The sequence below is a fragment of the Streptomyces fradiae genome (assembly GCF_041270065.1).
Classification (GTDB): Bacteria; Actinomycetota; Actinomycetes; order Streptomycetales; family Streptomycetaceae; genus Streptomyces.
On sequence record NZ_CP065958.1, the window covers coordinates 7,771,256 to 7,785,097 of the forward strand.

Below are 13,842 nucleotides of genomic sequence, written 5' to 3' on the forward strand. Positions count from 1 at the left end.
TGTCTGGGACCCATGACGAGCCTCCGCCACCCCGAACTCTCCGGCCTGGGCCGCAACCCGGCCGCCCCCGAGGACCTGCTGGTCCGCCTGGCCGCGCACGACGCAGGACGGCACGGGCTGACGTCGCGCCGAGGACGGCTCCCGGACGCCGTAGCCGAGGCGATGCTGAGGCACGGGGGAGCGGATGCCGCGACCCTGATGTACGGCGACCGCATCTCCCCGGCGACGCGCCGCCTGATCGCCGCCCACCCCGACCCTGCGGTCCGCGACGCGCACGCGAGTTTTGTCCGCGACATCGTGGCCGGCGGCAGTCAGATCGGCTTCGATCATCTGGAGGAGGCCTACGGTCGGCCGCGGACGGAACTCATGGTCGACCCGGACCCCGCCGTGCGCGCGGTGGTCGCGCGCTGCTGGCACGATCGCCCCCTCGACGTACAGGAGCGCTTCCTCGCCGACCCCGCCCCGGAGGTCCGGGCCGCCGCGACCGAGCAGGCGAAGCCGGGCGTCCCGCCGGAATCCGTGGACCGGTTCCTTGCCGACCCTGCGGTGCGCGGCCACCTGGCGGGCCGCGTGCCGCTGACGTGGGAAGCCTTCACCACGCTCGTGGACAGCGGGGACGAGCGGCTCGTACGGACGGTGGCCGGGAACCCGTACCTGACCGCCGGCATGGTCACCGAGCTCCTCGACTCGACCGACCCGAGCGTACGGATCAGCCTCGCCCTCAGCCGCCATGTCGACCCCGCGACGCGGGACCACCTGTTCGCGCTGGTCGCAGCGGAGAGTGCGGCGGGCAGTATTCCGGCGATGGTGGCGCTCTGCTGGAACATGGCGCAGCCCGACTGGCTGCGCGAAGTCCCGCTCGGGGAGCGCCTGACCTACCTGGACTGCCCCCACGCGAGGTTCCGGCGCGCCCTCGCCGCCTGCCCGGATCTGCCGGCCGAGGCGTGGCGACGCCTCGACGCCGACCCGGACGTCGGAGTCCGGCGGATCGCCGCCCGACGGCCCGACGCGCCGCCGGAGGTCCTGGAGGCGCTGCTCCGGGAGCACGGCGAGGCGTATCACACCCGGCAGCTGATCGTCGACCATCCCCGTTTCCCACGGCACCGGCTGCGCACCCTGGTGGACGCGCCGGGCGCGGGGGCGCGGTTCGTCGTGCTGCGGGACCCCGAGCTGCCGCTCGACCACCTCCGCCGGCTCGCCGCCGACCCCGAGGCCTTCGTACGCGCCGAGGCGGCCCGGCACCCACGTCTCCCGGAGGGCCTGCTCGACGTGCTTTTGGCAGACCAAGACCCCAAGGTGGTCGAGGCGGCGGCTGCCCATCCCGGGCTCGGGCGGGCGCGGATGGAGGGGATGCTGATGGACGTAGGGCTGTGACCTGCGACGCATCTGTCTCGGTCCGTGGGATCCGGCTCGTCGGCGCTTCAACGTTTTGTATACCATCGGGGTGGTCGTGTCGCCCGTATCGGGGCGATGCGGGCGTGGGCGCAAGGGCGGGCCGACTGTCGACCACAGCGTCTCGTACGCCTGCCCGCCGATCCCTGCCCTCCCCGCCGGCTCGAGGCCGCCTGCCCGGAAACCACACACGTCACCATGAGCACCGACACTGCCGCACCCACGACCGAGACCGACTCCGAGAGCGGGACCGACTCCCGGCCCAGGCCCCGGATCGTCGCCCGGGCCCCGGCCCGCCCGGCGCCGGCGGCGGCGTTCCACAGCATCGGCGCCGTGACAGTCGTCCTGCTCGGGCTCGTCGCGATCGGCGCGGTCATCCACGAGCCGGTGCTGATACCGCCGCTCGCCGCGAGCGCCGCGCTCGTGCACAGCGCTCCCACGCTCCCGCTCTCGCAGCCGCGCAGCGTCGTCCTCGGCCATCTGCTCGCCGCCGGGGTGGGCTACGCGATCCTGGCCCTGGCCGGACCGACCGCCTGGGCCGCCGCGATCGCGACCGGCGTGACCCTGGCCCTCACCTTCCTCGCCCGCACCCCGCACGCGCCCGCCTGCGCGACCGCCGTCGTGATCGTCCTTCAGGAGCCCGCGCCGGTCCGTTTCGTGCCGCTGCTGTTGGGTGCGTCGATCGTGCTCGTCCTCATGGAGTTCGCCGTCTCCCGGCTGCGCCGCGGCGCGCCGAGGTACCCGGCCTACTGGTGGTGACCGGCGCCGCCCGGCCGGAACACCCGCAGGCCGCTCACCTCGTACGACATCTCGTCGACGTCCGGGTCGGGCGCCGGGTGGTAGCGGCCCGCGCACACCGACAGATTGACGATCAGACCGGCGTGCCAGGACCGCCCGACGCCCCGCCGGTCCGCGAAGACCTCCTCGTCGTCGACCCACCACACCACCGACCGGGCGCCGAACTCGGTGCGCAGCCGGATCGTTCCGCCCGGCCGCACCGCCGGCGAGCGGTGGTAGAGGTGGGTGCCGCGGACATGGTTGGACAGTTCGAGGAGATCCGGGTTGTCCGGGTGGTACTCGAAGACGTCGACCTCCTGGCCGCCGTCCCGCCAGGTCCAGATCGCCGGCCAGGCGCCCATCTCCTCCGGCAGCCGCACCCGCGCCTCCAGGACGTCGCCCGTCCGCACCTCGAAGCCCTCCCGGCTGCCCTCGGTGGTCAGCAGCCCCGCGTCCCACAGCCCGTCCCGCCGGCGGCTCGCCCGGAAGACCCCGGACCGGCTGTACGCGGGGTCCTCGACCAGGTGGTCCAGCTTGTTGTCCCGGGGGTTGACGGGTCCGCCGTCGGGATAGGCCCACGAACGGCCCGCCACCCACTGGTCCGGTGCGGAGAAGTCGGCGATGAAGACCGGCTCGTCGGCCGGTTGGCGGCTCGGCATGGTCGCTCCTCGTGTCGGCGGCCGTGGTTCCGGCCGCGGGCTCGGGTGTGTGCTGCCCGAGGAGGCCGCAGAAATGCGGAACCCCCGCCTCCGTGGCGTGAACTCGCCATCCGCGCGGCCTCCCGCCCGGACCGACCGGCACCACCAGGAGCTGAACCGGCAGCTCACCGTGCAGGACTCAGGAGTGAGTACCAGGAGCCGATCGGATCAATCCGTGACGGGCAGGCACTCGGCGAGCAGGGCGACCACGTCACGCCAGGCTCGCTCCGCGTGCCGTGGGTGGTGGCCGACGCCGGGGACCGTGGGGTGGTCGACCGGCGGATGGTGGAAGGCGTGAAGGGCTCCTCCGTAGACCACGAGGCGCCAGTCGACGCCCGCGGCCTGCATCTCCGCGGCGAACGCCTCCCGTTGCGCGGGCGGCATGATCGGGTCTTCCGACCCGACCCCGGCCCACACCGGGCAGCGAATGCGTGCCGCCTCGCCCGGTCGGCCCGTGGTCAGCGCGTTGACCGTCCCGATCGCGCGCAGGTCGACGCCATCGCGACCGAGTTCCAGTGCGACCGCGCCCCCGGTGCCGTAGCCGACGGCGGCGGTCCGGCCGGGGTCGGCCCGTGGTTCGGCACGCAATACGTCGAGCGCGGCGTGACCGATGCCTCGCATGCGGTCGGGATCGGCGAGCAGCGGCATGCACCGGGCCAACATCTCCTCGGGGTCACCCAAATAGCGTCCGCCGTGCAGGTCGAATGCCAGCGCCACGTACCCCAGCCCGGCCAGAGCCTCGGCCCGCCGGCGCTCGACATCGCTGAGCCCCATCCCCTCGGGTCCGATCAGGACCGCGGGCCGGCGCCCGGTACCGGCCGGGAGCGCGAGGTGTCCGATCATCGTCAGGTCGTCGGCCGGGTACTCGACCGTACGGGTTGTGACCGTCGTCATGCGACTGGACGGTAATGACCGTTGCGCCCGCTCGGGGTGGTGTTCACCGATGGCAGACAGCCGTCTGTCCCGACTGCGTCCGCCGCGGCGGCGTCCACGGCGAGCACGAGCAGCACCTCGCCCTCCGCCCGTACGGGAGAGCGTGCCGCCGTATTGGCCGCCGCAGCGTCTGGCCGCCGTCCGCCAGACCTGCTCCGGCTTCCCCCGCCCGGCGGGGCATGAGGTGTGGGAACGGAAAGGCGGGGCAGGAGCGACGCATCCGCCGACGGAGACGAGGGAAGAGAGGAGCGGGAAGGGCCATGACCGAGCACGCCGCCGAGGCCGGGTGGTGGTACGACGGGGGCGTCGGTACGGTCACCGTGGCGCGGGACGCCACCGCTCGCTTCCTGCGCGGGAGTGCCGGCACCGACCCGGACGTGGACACCGACACGGCGCTGCTCGTCGTCAGCGAACTGGTCACCAACGCCGTCAAGCACGCCCCCGGCCCGCTCCGCCTCGAACTCGCACGGAGCGACGCCACGCTGGTGATATCGGTGCTCGACGGATCCACCGCCGGACCGGTGCTCCGGCCGCCCGACCCCGAGCGGGTCGGCGGCCACGGCATGGAGATCGTGACCGCGCTGTGCCGGTACGTGGTGACCGAGCCCGCGCCGTGCGGCAAGCGGGTCACCGCCGTTCTCGTCGCGCCCGAACTCGCCATGCGTGCCCCCGCGCAGCGGGGGTAGGCGAAGCGCCACAGACGAACGATCCGCGAGAAACAGGAGGTTGTCCCCGTGCGGACCGAGAGGGTCAAGGCGACGACGACGGCCGGCACGTATGAGGACCTGCCCTTTCTGGAGGCACCGCGCGAGATCGCGCCCCAGGACGCACGCGCCCTGACGAAGGTCTTCCTCCGCGAGCTGGCGGTGCGCGAGGAGGGCACCGAGGAGCACCAGTACGTCCGCAACACCCTGATCGAGATGAACACCTCGCTCGTCCGGTACGCGGCGCAGCGCTTCCGCGCCCGGGGCGACGAGATGGAGGACATCGTCCAGGTCGGCGTCATCGGACTCATCAAGGCCATCGACCGCTTCGACCTGGCCCGGGAGGTGGAGTTCGCGACCTTCGCCGTGCCGTACATCGTCGGCGAGATCAAGCGCTTCTTCCGCGACACCACCTGGGCCGTGCACGTCCCGCGCCGCCTCCAGGAGGCCCGGGTGGAGCTCGCCAGGGCCCATGACGAGCTCAGCTCCCGGCTGGGCCGCGCGCCGCGGGTCGCCGAGCTCGCCGAGCGGATGGAGCTCTCCGAGGACGAGGTCGTCGAGGCGCAGATCGCCGCGAACGGCTACCACACCGCCTCCCTCGACGCCGCCTACGGTGGCGACGAGGACGACGCCGACGCCTCGCTCGCCGACTTCATCGGCGAGGAGGACCCGGCGCTCGCGCTCTTCGAGGACTTCCACACCCTCGCCCCGCTCGTCGGACTGCTCGAGGAGCGGGACCGGCTTCTCCTCCACCTGCGGTTCGTGGAGGAGCTGACCCAGTCCGAGATCGGCGACCGGCTCGGCGTGTCCCAGATGCACGTCTCCCGGCTGCTCGCCCGCTCCCTCGCCCGGCTGCGGGAAGGACTCCTCGCCGAGGCCCCCGCCGAACACACCTGACCGGCCCCCGGACGCGGGCATTCCTCAGCGGACCGCGCTGAGGAACGCCCGCGTCCGCTCGTGCCGGGGCGCGTCGAGCAGTTCGCCGGCCCGCCCCGACTCCACGATCCGGCCCTGGTCGAACATCAGGATCCGGTCGGACACGTCCCGCGCGAAGCCCATCTCATGGGTCACGCACAGCAGCGTGATGTCGGTGTCCCGCGCGACGTCCCGCAGCACGTCCAGGACCTCCGCCACCAGCTCCGGGTCGAGCGCCGAGGTCACCTCGTCCAGGAGCAGGATCTCCGGGCGCATCGCGAGCGCGCGGGCGATCGCCACGCGCTGCTGCTGCCCGCCGGAGAGACGGGTCGGGCGGGCGTCGACCTTGTCGGCGAGGCCGACCATGCCGAGCAGCGCCCGGGCCCGCTCCGCCGCCTCCTCCCGGCCCTCCTTGAGCACGTGCACCGGCGCCTCGACGACGTTCTCCAGGACGCTCATGTGCGGGAACAGGTTGAAGTGCTGGAACACCATGCCGATGCCGCGCCGCCGGTCCGCGAGATACCGCTCGCTCGCCGGTACGAGCCCGCCGGCCCCGGCCCCCGGCATGTGCGAGAACGGCTCGCCCCCCACATGGATGACGCCCTCCGTCACCCGCTCCAGAGTCATCAGCAGCCGCAGGATCGTGGTCTTGCCCGAGCCGCTCGGCCCGATCAGGGTGACCCGCTCGCCCCGCCCGACCGTCAGATCCAGCCCGTCGAGCACCGTGTGGTCCCCGAACCGCTTGGTGACCCGGTCGAAGCGCACCGCCTCGGCGTCCAGGTGGTGGTCATGCTCCTTCTGCAAGGCGTGCCTCCAGTCGTCGTACGAGCACGGACGTCGGCCAGCTCGCCAGCAGGAACACCGCGGCGGCCAGCGTGAAGCTCTCCAGATAGGCGAAATGGGTGGAGCCGAAGGTGTTCGCCTCGTGCACCATCTCGTGCACCGTGATCACCGAGAGCAGCGGTGTCTCCTTGAACATCGCGACCGCGTAGTTCCCCAGCGGCGGCAGCACGTTGCGCACCGCCTGCGGCAGCACCACCGCCCGCCACACCCGCCGGCGGGGCAGCGAGAGCGCCGTGCACGCCTCCCACTGGCCCTTCGGCACCGAGTCGATGCCCGTGCGGTACACCTCGGAGAGGTACGCGGCGTAGTGCACGCCCAGGACGAGCACACCGAGCGCCAGCGCGTCGAGCGACGAGATCACCACCCACGCCGCGAACAGCTGCACGAGCAGCGGCGTCGACCGTACGAAGGCGGCGGCGCCGTTCACCGGCGCCGCGACCCAGCGCGGGGCGGTGCGGCCCACGAGCGCGAGCACCAGACCGAGCACCGCCGCCACCGCGAACCCGAGGACCGTCGCGAGCAGCGTGATCCCGAAGCCCTTCAGGACCACGGGCAGCGCGTCCACGGCGGCCTGTCCGTCCCAGATCACGCCGCACCTCCCGCGCCGAGCCGCGCCCGGGCGGCCCGCTCAAGCGCGTTCATCAGCAGACTCAGCACCCCGGCCAGGACCCCGTACACCGCGAGCAGCAGCAGATACGCCGCCGCCGTGTTCCCGGTCGCCGACCGCAACTGGTCGATCTCGAAGGTCAGATCGGGCACCGTCACCAGCGAAAGCAGCGGCGTCGCCTTCAGCAGTTGCACCAGGAGGTTCTTGAACGGCGCCACCATCAGCGGGTGGGCCTGCGGCAGCACCACCCGGCGCAGCCGCTGCCCCGGGCTCATGCCCAGGGCGACGGCCGCCTCCCACTGCGCCCGCGGCACCGCCGCGATCGCGCCGCGCACCACCTCGGCCCCGTAGGCGCCGTAGTTGAGGCCGAACGCCAGCACACCGCAGGCCAGCGGTTCGAGCCGGAACCCGAGCATCGGCAGCGCGAAGAACAGCCAGAACAACTGCACGTACAGCGACGTGCCGCGGAAGAACTCGACCACCGTGCGCGCCGCGCCCCGCACGAACAGCCGCCGCGAGCGCGAAAGCAGCCCGAGCGCGTAGGCGAGCACCAGGGCGAGCGCCGCGCCGAGCAGCGTCGCCTCGATCGTGACCAGCAGCCCCTCGCCGAGCCGCGGCAGCGCCCGCTCCAGCTCGGCCCCGAACGAGCTCTCCGCCAGGAACGAGCTCTCCGCCGGAGCCGGGTTCTCCGCCAGGAACCCGCTCACGCCGCTCCCCGGCCCGCGCACAGATCGGCGGTGCGCAGGGTGCGCGGCGGCGCCTCGCGCTCGGTGAAGCCATAGCGCCCGATCAGTTGGACATAGCGCCCCGGATCACCGGTGATCCGCGCCAGCTCCCGGTTGAAGGCGTCCCGCAGGCTCGTGGCGCCCGGCCGGAACACCGCGCCGCCCGCGCTCCACTGCTTGACCCCGTTCACCTCGGGCACGAACGGGGCCGTCACCTCCACCGCCGCGCCCGCGTTCGTCCGCGCCAGCCAGCGCAGCGAGATACCGGTCAGCGCAAACGCGTCGATCCGGCCGGCCAGCAGCGCGTCGAGCCCGTCCTGCTGTTTGGCCAGCGTCTTCACCGCACCGTCCGGCACCCCCGCCGCCTTGGCGTACGAGGCCTCCACCGCGGCCGACAGGACGCCCACGGTCGCACCGGCCCGCGCCACGGACGCGAGATCGCCGAGCCGCTTCGGATTGCCCTTGCGCACCATCAGCGCGGTGGGGGAGATGAACTCGGGCTCGGAGAAGATCACCTTGGCGCAGCGCTCGGGCGTGATCGACATCCCGGCGCTCACCACGTCGAACCGGCCGGCGAGCAGCCCGGGGATGAGCGAGCCGAACTCGGTGAGCGTGGGCCGCAGTTCGCGCACCCCGAGCGCCGAGAACACCTCCTGGTGGAGCGCCGGTGCCTCGCCCGCGAGCCGGTCGCCGTCCTGGAAGCCGTACGGCGCCTCACCGGCGAAGCCGACCCGTACGAAGCCCTGGTCGCGCAGCTTCGTCAGCAGCTCCGCGTCCGCCTTCGGCGCGCCCGTGCCCACCTCCGTGCGGCTGCACCCGGCGAGCAGGCCGGCGACCCCGACGGCGGGGGCCAGAGCGAGGAATCCGCGCCGGTCGAGGTGTGCGGGACGGGACATGACGGTCCTTCCGGTAGGGCGACGGGGGAATGAGCGAGGGGACAGGAGGCGGCAGGAAGGGACAGGAGGGTCAGCCGAGCGGCGTGATGTCGCGCGAGGCGATGAAGGAGGGCCGGCGGACCGGCGCCGCGAACGGCAGCTCGGGCGCGTTCTCCACGCTGTTGAACACCAGGAAGACATTGCTGCGCGGGTACGGCGTGATGTTGTCGCCCGAGCCGTGCATCGCGTTGCAGTCGAACCAGGTCGCCGAGCCCGGCGCACCCGTGAAGTGGCGGATCCCGCAGGCGTCCGCGAAGGTCGTCAGCGCCTCGTCGGACGGCGTGCCGGCGTCCTGCATCTGCAGCGACTTCTTGTAGTTGTCCTTCGGCGTCTCGCCCGCGCACCCCAGGAAGGTGCGGTGCGAACCGGGCATGATCATCAGGCTGCCGTTGGTGGTGTGGTTCGCGGTGAGCGCGATCGACACCGACACGGTCCGCATCTGCGGCAGTCCGTCCTCGGCGTGCCAGGTCTCGAAGTCCGAGTGCCAGTAGAAGCCGCTGGCGCCGAAGCCGGGCTTGACGTTGACGCGCGACTGGTGGACGTACACCTCGGAACCGAGGATCTGCCGGGCCCGCCCGACGATCCGCGGGTCGGCGGCGAGCCGGGCGAAGACCTCGCTGATCCGGTGCACCTCGAACACCGAGCGGATCTCCTGCGAGCGCGGCTCGACGATCGAGCGCTCGTCCGCGCGCACGGCCGGATCGGCGACCAGCCGGTCCAGCTCGGCCCGGAGCCCTACGACCTCGTCCGCGGTGACCAGGTCGTCGACCGTGACGAAGCCGTCGCGCTCGAACTCCTCCAGTTCACGGGCCCAGAACGGGCCGGGCGTGCCGGGCTCGGACCACACCACGGGGTCCTTGCGGCCGATCAGCTGCTCCTCGGTGCCGCGGGTGGGGTAGAGGTCGACGGGACGGGTGGGTGCGGAGGTCATGACGGGTGGCGCCTTCCAATCTCGTACGGAGGGTGTGTGCGGGGGAGGGGGAGGGGATCAGACCGGGTCCGGGTCCGGCTCGGTGAGGAGCGGGTAGACACCGTTCTCGTCGTGGTCCTCGCGGCCGGTGACCGGCGGGTTGAAGACGCACAGGCAGTGGAAGTCCTGCTTGACCTTGAGGGTGTGCCGCTCGTGCCCGTCGAGCAGATACATCGTCCCGGGCACGATGGTGTACGTCCGGCCGGTCTCGTGGTCGGTCAGCTCGGCCTCGCCGGCGGTGCACACGACGGCCTCGATGTGGTTCGCGTACCACATCGACGTCTCGGTCCCGGCGTAGAGCACGGTCTCGTGCAGGGAGAAGCCGACCCGCTCACGGGCGAGCACGATCCGCTTGCTCTCCCAGGTGCCGGAGGCGGCGCGGACGTGGCGCTCGGTGTTCTCGATCTCGGCGAAACTGCGGACGATCATGCGGTGGGCCTTTCGGTGGTACGGGGGTGGGGCGGGCGATACGGGTGTGGTGGGGCTGGTACGGGAGAGGCGGCGCTGGTCGCCTCGGTCAGGCCGTGTGCCGCACGGAACGGGCCAGGATGCCCAGGCCCTCGTCGAGCTCGTCGTCCGTCGCGGTCAGCGGCGGCAGCAGCTTGACCACCTCGTCGTACGGCCCGGAGGTCTCCAGGAGCAGCCCGAGCTCGAAGGCCCGGCGGCAGACGGCCGCGGCCTGCTTGCCGTCGGCGAACTCCAGGCCCCAGACGAGGCCGCGGCCGCGGAACGAGACGGCCGAGCGTCCGTTCTCGCCGAGAAGGTCGCCGAGCGCGCCCTCGACGCGGGCGGCCCGGGCCAGGGTCCGGTCGCGCAGGGTGTCGTCGCGCCAGTAGGTGTCGAGCGCGGCGGTGGCGGTGACGAAGGCGGGGTTGTTGCCGCGGAAGGTGCCGTTGTGCTCGCCCGGCTGCCACTGGTCGAGCTCCGGCCGGAACAGGCACAGCGCCATCGGCAGGCCGTAGCCGCTGATGGACTTGGACAGCGCCACGATGTCCGGGGTGATGCCGGCCTCCTCGAAGGAGAAGAAGTCGCCGGTCCGGCCGCAGCCCATCTGCACGTCGTCGACGATCAGCAGCATGTCGTGCCGCCGGCACAGGTCCGCGAGGCCGCGCAGCCACTCGGCGCGGGCGACGTTGATGCCGCCCTCGCCCTGCACCGTCTCGACGATGACGGCCGCCGGGCGGTCGAGGCCGGAGCCCGGGTCGGCGAGCAGCCGCTCGAACCACAGGAAGTCCGGCATCCGGCCGTCCAGGTAGTGGTCGTACGGCATCCGCGTCACATGGGGGAGCGGGACGCCCGCGCCGGCCCGCTTGGCGGCGTTGCCGGTCGCGGCGAGCGAGCCGAGCGACATGCCGTGGAAGGCGTTGGTGAAGGAGACCACCGTCTCCCGGCCGGTGACCTTGCGGGCCAGCTTCAGCGCGGCCTCCACGGCGTTGGTGCCGGTCGGGCCCGGGAACATCACCTTGTAGGGCAGCGCCCGGGGCTCCAGGACCACCGAGCGGAAGGTCTCCAGGAAGTCGCGTTTGGCGGTCGTCGACATGTCGAGGCCGTGGGTGACGCCGTCGCCGGCCAGGTAGTCGAGCAGCGCCCGCTTGAGCACCGGGTTGTTGTGCCCGTAGTTGAGAGAGCCGGCGCCGGCGAAGAAGTCGAGGTAGGACCGCCCGTGCTCGTCGTACAGCCGGCTCCCGCGGGCCTGCTCGAAGACCACCGGCCAGGCGCGGCAGTAGCTGCGCACTTCGGATTCGACGGTCTCGAAGACGGACGGGGCGATGTCGGTGAGGGTCACGGTTCTCCCGTATCTCGGTTCTCGGTGTTTCGGGGGTGGTCGGGCCGGCGGGGCGCGGGGTCAGTGCGCCAGCGGCCCGATGCGGTACAGCAGCTCCGGCTCATGGGCCGGGTCGGCCGGGTCGGCCATGGTGGCCGCAGTGGTCGCGGTGGCCTGGTCGGCCTGGTGGTGCGGGGTGCCGGAGTCGGTCGGGTCGCCGGCGTCCGGGAAGGCGTCGGCGGGGAACAGGACCTCCCGGGTCAGGGCCGCCCCGCGGCGGCGTGCGAACGATCGGAACAGCCGGTCCGAGGCCACGTTCCCCGGAGTGACCGTGGCCTCCAGCCGGCTCGGCCCGCGCCCCTCGGCCGTCAGCCGCTCGGCCAGGGCGTCGAGCAGTGCTCCGGCTACCCCGGTTCCGCGATGCGAATCGTCGACGGCGACCTGCCAGACGAAAAGCGTCTCCGGCGCCTCGGGCCGCAGATATCCGGTCACGAAGCCCACGGGCCGTCCCGAGGCGTCCCGGGCGACCGCCGACGTGGCCGCGAAGTCGCGGCACCACAGCAGATAGCTGTAGGGCGAGTTGAGGTCCAGGCCCTCGGCCCCCCGGGCGATCCGCCAGAGGTCCGCACCGTCCGCCGGGCGGGCGGGTCCGATGTCGACGGCGGTCTTCGGGGACGTCTTGTGTGCTGCGGTCATGTGGGCCGAAGCTACCGAGCGGCAGGGCGAACTTCCTGGCGCGGCAGCCTTGCGGGGCAGCGGGAAGTGCGATAGGTGCGCGGGCGGATACCGCCGGGGAAGTCTGTCACTTCGTGCCAGGCGAAGGGGGCGATTCAGGGGCGAAATGCCCGATTATCACGACTGGGTAACGGCTGACGGGGTCTTGACGCGGATCTCAGACTTCCGTGAGAACCTACCCCGCTTCGCGTTTGAAGTGGCGCGAAGGGGTCAGAAGTACGGGTTCACCGGCCCCGCGGCACCGGGTGCCGCCGCCCGCCGCCGTGGCCCGCTCGGCGTTCGCGCCGGAGGGCCGAGTCGCGGCCGTACCGGCCCGCCCGCCACCCTCCGCGTCCCCTCTGTCACTCCTCGTCGACCACCAAGTGCATCGCCGCCTCCTCGGCGGAGGCCGCGCCGCCGTCGATGCCGACGTCACGGGCGTAGCCCTCGAGGGGCGAGAGGGCGCGTCCGTCGTCCAGGGCGACCAGCCGCCCCGAGCGGCGGTTGCCGACCTCGCCGTCCAGCGGCTCGCCGTCGGTGTCCACGGTGTCCCCGACGCCGTCCCAGTCGAGGTCCGGCGCGTCGTCCGGCTGCTCCTCGGCGAGCCGCTGTTCCAGGGACTCGCCGCGCAGCCGCTCGGCCGCCGTGACCCCCGTGTGCTCCACGGCCCACGGGCGGTCCGGCGGCGCGTACCCCTCGTCGAGGGGGCTGTCGAGGGGGCCGTCCAGCGTGTCGGAGGCGTCGAGCAGCCCCGCGTCGTCCTGCACCTCGCTGCCGTCGGGCTGATACACCTGATCGCCCCAGGCCTCGTTCCCGGCCTCGTTCTCGGCCGCGTTCTCACTCATGCGGACACTCCCGCCACTCGTCGATCTCCACGAGTTGATTTCCATGCTCCGTGTCCCGTCCCCGGCCCGCCACCGCACACCGCCCGGGCGGCGGAAATGCGCCCGTCCGGGGGCCGGATCCGGCCGCCACGCGCGGTCCGAGGGGGTCCGGATGTGAACCTGTGGCGCGCACGGGGTAAAACCATGGCCAACACCCCTCTCACCTGAACGGAAACGTGCGCGTTGAGCATGCTCCCTGGATCACGTGTGCCAGGCCGGACCTGGACGATCCGCCTCACGGGTCACCCCGACCACTCGGCGACGGTCACCTGCACCACGCCGGGCTGCCGCATGCCGGCCCGATCGAAGGACCTCGCGTCCCTGCGGACCTTCGCCGCCGAGCACGTCCGCGCCCACGCCCGCCTGGCCACCGTCCGCCCGAACGCCGCCTGCGCCTGCGGGGCGAGCGACTGCCGGCACCACAGCGCCCGCACCACCTGCACGGGCCGGACGCTGCTCGTCCTCATCCACAACCCGGTGATCGCCGAGGTCTGGACCCTTGCCGAGATCTGCCAGGCCTGCGCGCCGCTGATCTCCCACGCGTCCGTCCTGGCCGGCGCCGGCGGCGCCTCCACCGGCCGTGACTCGCTCGCCGCCCGCGCCGCCGCGGCGGCGGCTTCGGCGGCGGCCTCCGCGGGCTCCGCACCGGCGGTCTCGCCCGCTCCGGCCGCGCCCGGTGCCCCGGTCCCGCCCGCCGTGCCGATGATGTTCTCCTCCCCGGAGGCCGCCGGCGGTGCCGGTGCCCCCGTACCCTCCCCGCACCGCAGGCGCTCCCGCGGCGGCGGTGGTGGCGGCGGACGCGGTGGCGGTGGCGGTGGCCAGGGCGGACGCGGCGGCCAGGGCGGCTCGGGCGGGAACCGCCGCACCCGAGGCCGCTCCTGACGCCCTCGTACCGCCTTTTGTACCGCCTCTCGCACCACCCGGCCTCCGTCGAACGACGGAGGCCGGTCTCGTCCACGAGGGCGAGGAGACCGGGGCTG

Annotated in this window: 16 protein-coding genes; 5 read left to right on the plus strand and 11 right to left on the minus strand. The window is 72.9% G+C overall.

Going from position 1 to position 13,842, the window contains the following annotated elements:
• The first annotated feature begins 12 nt into the window (after positions 1-12).
• Entirely contained in the window at positions 13-1,374 is a 1,362-nt protein-coding gene (locus JAO84_RS35265) for a hypothetical protein (protein WP_370416516.1), read from the plus strand.
• A 216-nt stretch (positions 1,375-1,590) separates the two neighbouring features.
• Positions 1,591-2,151: an HPP family protein gene (locus JAO84_RS35270; RefSeq protein WP_370416517.1), complete on the plus strand. Its 561-nt coding sequence runs from the start codon at positions 1,591-1,593 to the stop codon at positions 2,149-2,151.
• On the opposite strand, the gene JAO84_RS35275 is transcribed toward JAO84_RS35270, so the two are convergent.
• On the minus strand, positions 2,139-2,828 hold the full coding sequence (locus tag JAO84_RS35275; protein WP_370416518.1) for a beta-glucanase: 690 nt from the start codon (positions 2,826-2,828) through the stop codon (positions 2,139-2,141). The two genes, JAO84_RS35270 and JAO84_RS35275, sit on opposite strands and share 13 nt — an antisense overlap.
• A gap of 207 nt (positions 2,829-3,035) precedes the next feature.
• The gene (locus JAO84_RS35280) at positions 3,036-3,761 is read right to left on the minus strand and encodes a dienelactone hydrolase family protein (RefSeq protein WP_370416519.1); all 726 of its coding nucleotides are present in this window, start codon (positions 3,759-3,761) and stop codon (positions 3,036-3,038) included.
• Between the two features lie 299 nt (positions 3,762-4,060).
• On the opposite strand from JAO84_RS35280, the gene JAO84_RS35285 reads away from it, so the two are divergent.
• Together JAO84_RS35285 and JAO84_RS35290 are read left to right on the plus strand one after the other, a co-directional pair.
• Positions 4,061-4,486, plus strand: a complete 426-nt coding sequence (locus JAO84_RS35285; protein WP_370416520.1) for an ATP-binding protein — start codon at positions 4,061-4,063, stop codon at positions 4,484-4,486.
• 48 nt (positions 4,487-4,534) lie between these two features.
• Positions 4,535-5,401, plus strand: a complete 867-nt coding sequence (locus JAO84_RS35290) for a SigB/SigF/SigG family RNA polymerase sigma factor (RefSeq protein ID WP_370416521.1) — start codon at positions 4,535-4,537, stop codon at positions 5,399-5,401.
• A gap of 24 nt (positions 5,402-5,425) precedes the next feature.
• On the opposite strand, the gene ehuA is transcribed toward JAO84_RS35290, so the two are convergent.
• The 9 genes from ehuA to JAO84_RS35335 all read right to left on the minus strand — a co-directional run bounded on the left by ehuA (position 5,426) and on the right by JAO84_RS35335 (position 12,823).
• On the minus strand, positions 5,426-6,223 hold the full coding sequence (ehuA, locus tag JAO84_RS35295; protein WP_370416522.1) for an ectoine/hydroxyectoine ABC transporter ATP-binding protein EhuA: 798 nt from the start codon (positions 6,221-6,223) through the stop codon (positions 5,426-5,428).
• Positions 6,207-6,848, minus strand: coding sequence for an ectoine/hydroxyectoine ABC transporter permease subunit EhuD (gene ehuD, locus JAO84_RS35300; protein ID WP_265867315.1), 642 nt, complete (start codon positions 6,846-6,848; stop codon positions 6,207-6,209). The genes ehuA and ehuD overlap by 17 nt, the downstream gene beginning before the upstream one ends.
• Positions 6,848-7,528, minus strand: a complete 681-nt coding sequence (gene ehuC, locus JAO84_RS35305) for an ectoine/hydroxyectoine ABC transporter permease subunit EhuC (protein WP_370416951.1) — start codon at positions 7,526-7,528, stop codon at positions 6,848-6,850. Before ehuC ends, ehuD begins: the two co-directional genes overlap by 1 nt.
• A gap of 44 nt (positions 7,529-7,572) precedes the next feature.
• The gene (gene ehuB, locus JAO84_RS35310) at positions 7,573-8,490 is read right to left on the minus strand and encodes an ectoine/hydroxyectoine ABC transporter substrate-binding protein EhuB (RefSeq protein WP_370416523.1); all 918 of its coding nucleotides are present in this window, start codon (positions 8,488-8,490) and stop codon (positions 7,573-7,575) included.
• Between the two features lie 70 nt (positions 8,491-8,560).
• Positions 8,561-9,460, minus strand: coding sequence for an ectoine hydroxylase (gene thpD / locus JAO84_RS35315; RefSeq protein ID WP_370416524.1), 900 nt, complete (start codon positions 9,458-9,460; stop codon positions 8,561-8,563).
• Positions 9,461-9,517: 57 nt separating this feature from the next.
• Positions 9,518-9,928, minus strand: coding sequence for an ectoine synthase (locus tag JAO84_RS35320; RefSeq protein WP_370416525.1), 411 nt, complete (start codon positions 9,926-9,928; stop codon positions 9,518-9,520).
• Positions 9,929-10,016: 88 nt separating this feature from the next.
• Positions 10,017-11,285, minus strand: a complete 1,269-nt coding sequence (gene ectB / locus JAO84_RS35325) for a diaminobutyrate--2-oxoglutarate transaminase (RefSeq protein ID WP_370416526.1) — start codon at positions 11,283-11,285, stop codon at positions 10,017-10,019.
• Positions 11,286-11,345: 60 nt separating this feature from the next.
• Positions 11,346-11,960: a diaminobutyrate acetyltransferase gene (ectA, locus tag JAO84_RS35330; protein WP_370416527.1), complete on the minus strand. Its 615-nt coding sequence runs from the start codon at positions 11,958-11,960 to the stop codon at positions 11,346-11,348.
• A gap of 380 nt (positions 11,961-12,340) precedes the next feature.
• A complete protein-coding gene (locus tag JAO84_RS35335; protein WP_370416528.1) occupies positions 12,341-12,823 on the minus strand; it encodes a DUF5709 domain-containing protein in 483 nt (160 codons plus the stop codon).
• A 246-nt stretch (positions 12,824-13,069) separates the two neighbouring features.
• On the opposite strand from JAO84_RS35335, the gene JAO84_RS35340 reads away from it, so the two are divergent.
• A complete protein-coding gene (locus tag JAO84_RS35340) occupies positions 13,070-13,744 on the plus strand; it encodes a hypothetical protein (protein ID WP_370416529.1) in 675 nt (224 codons plus the stop codon).
• Positions 13,745-13,842 lie beyond the last annotated feature (98 nt).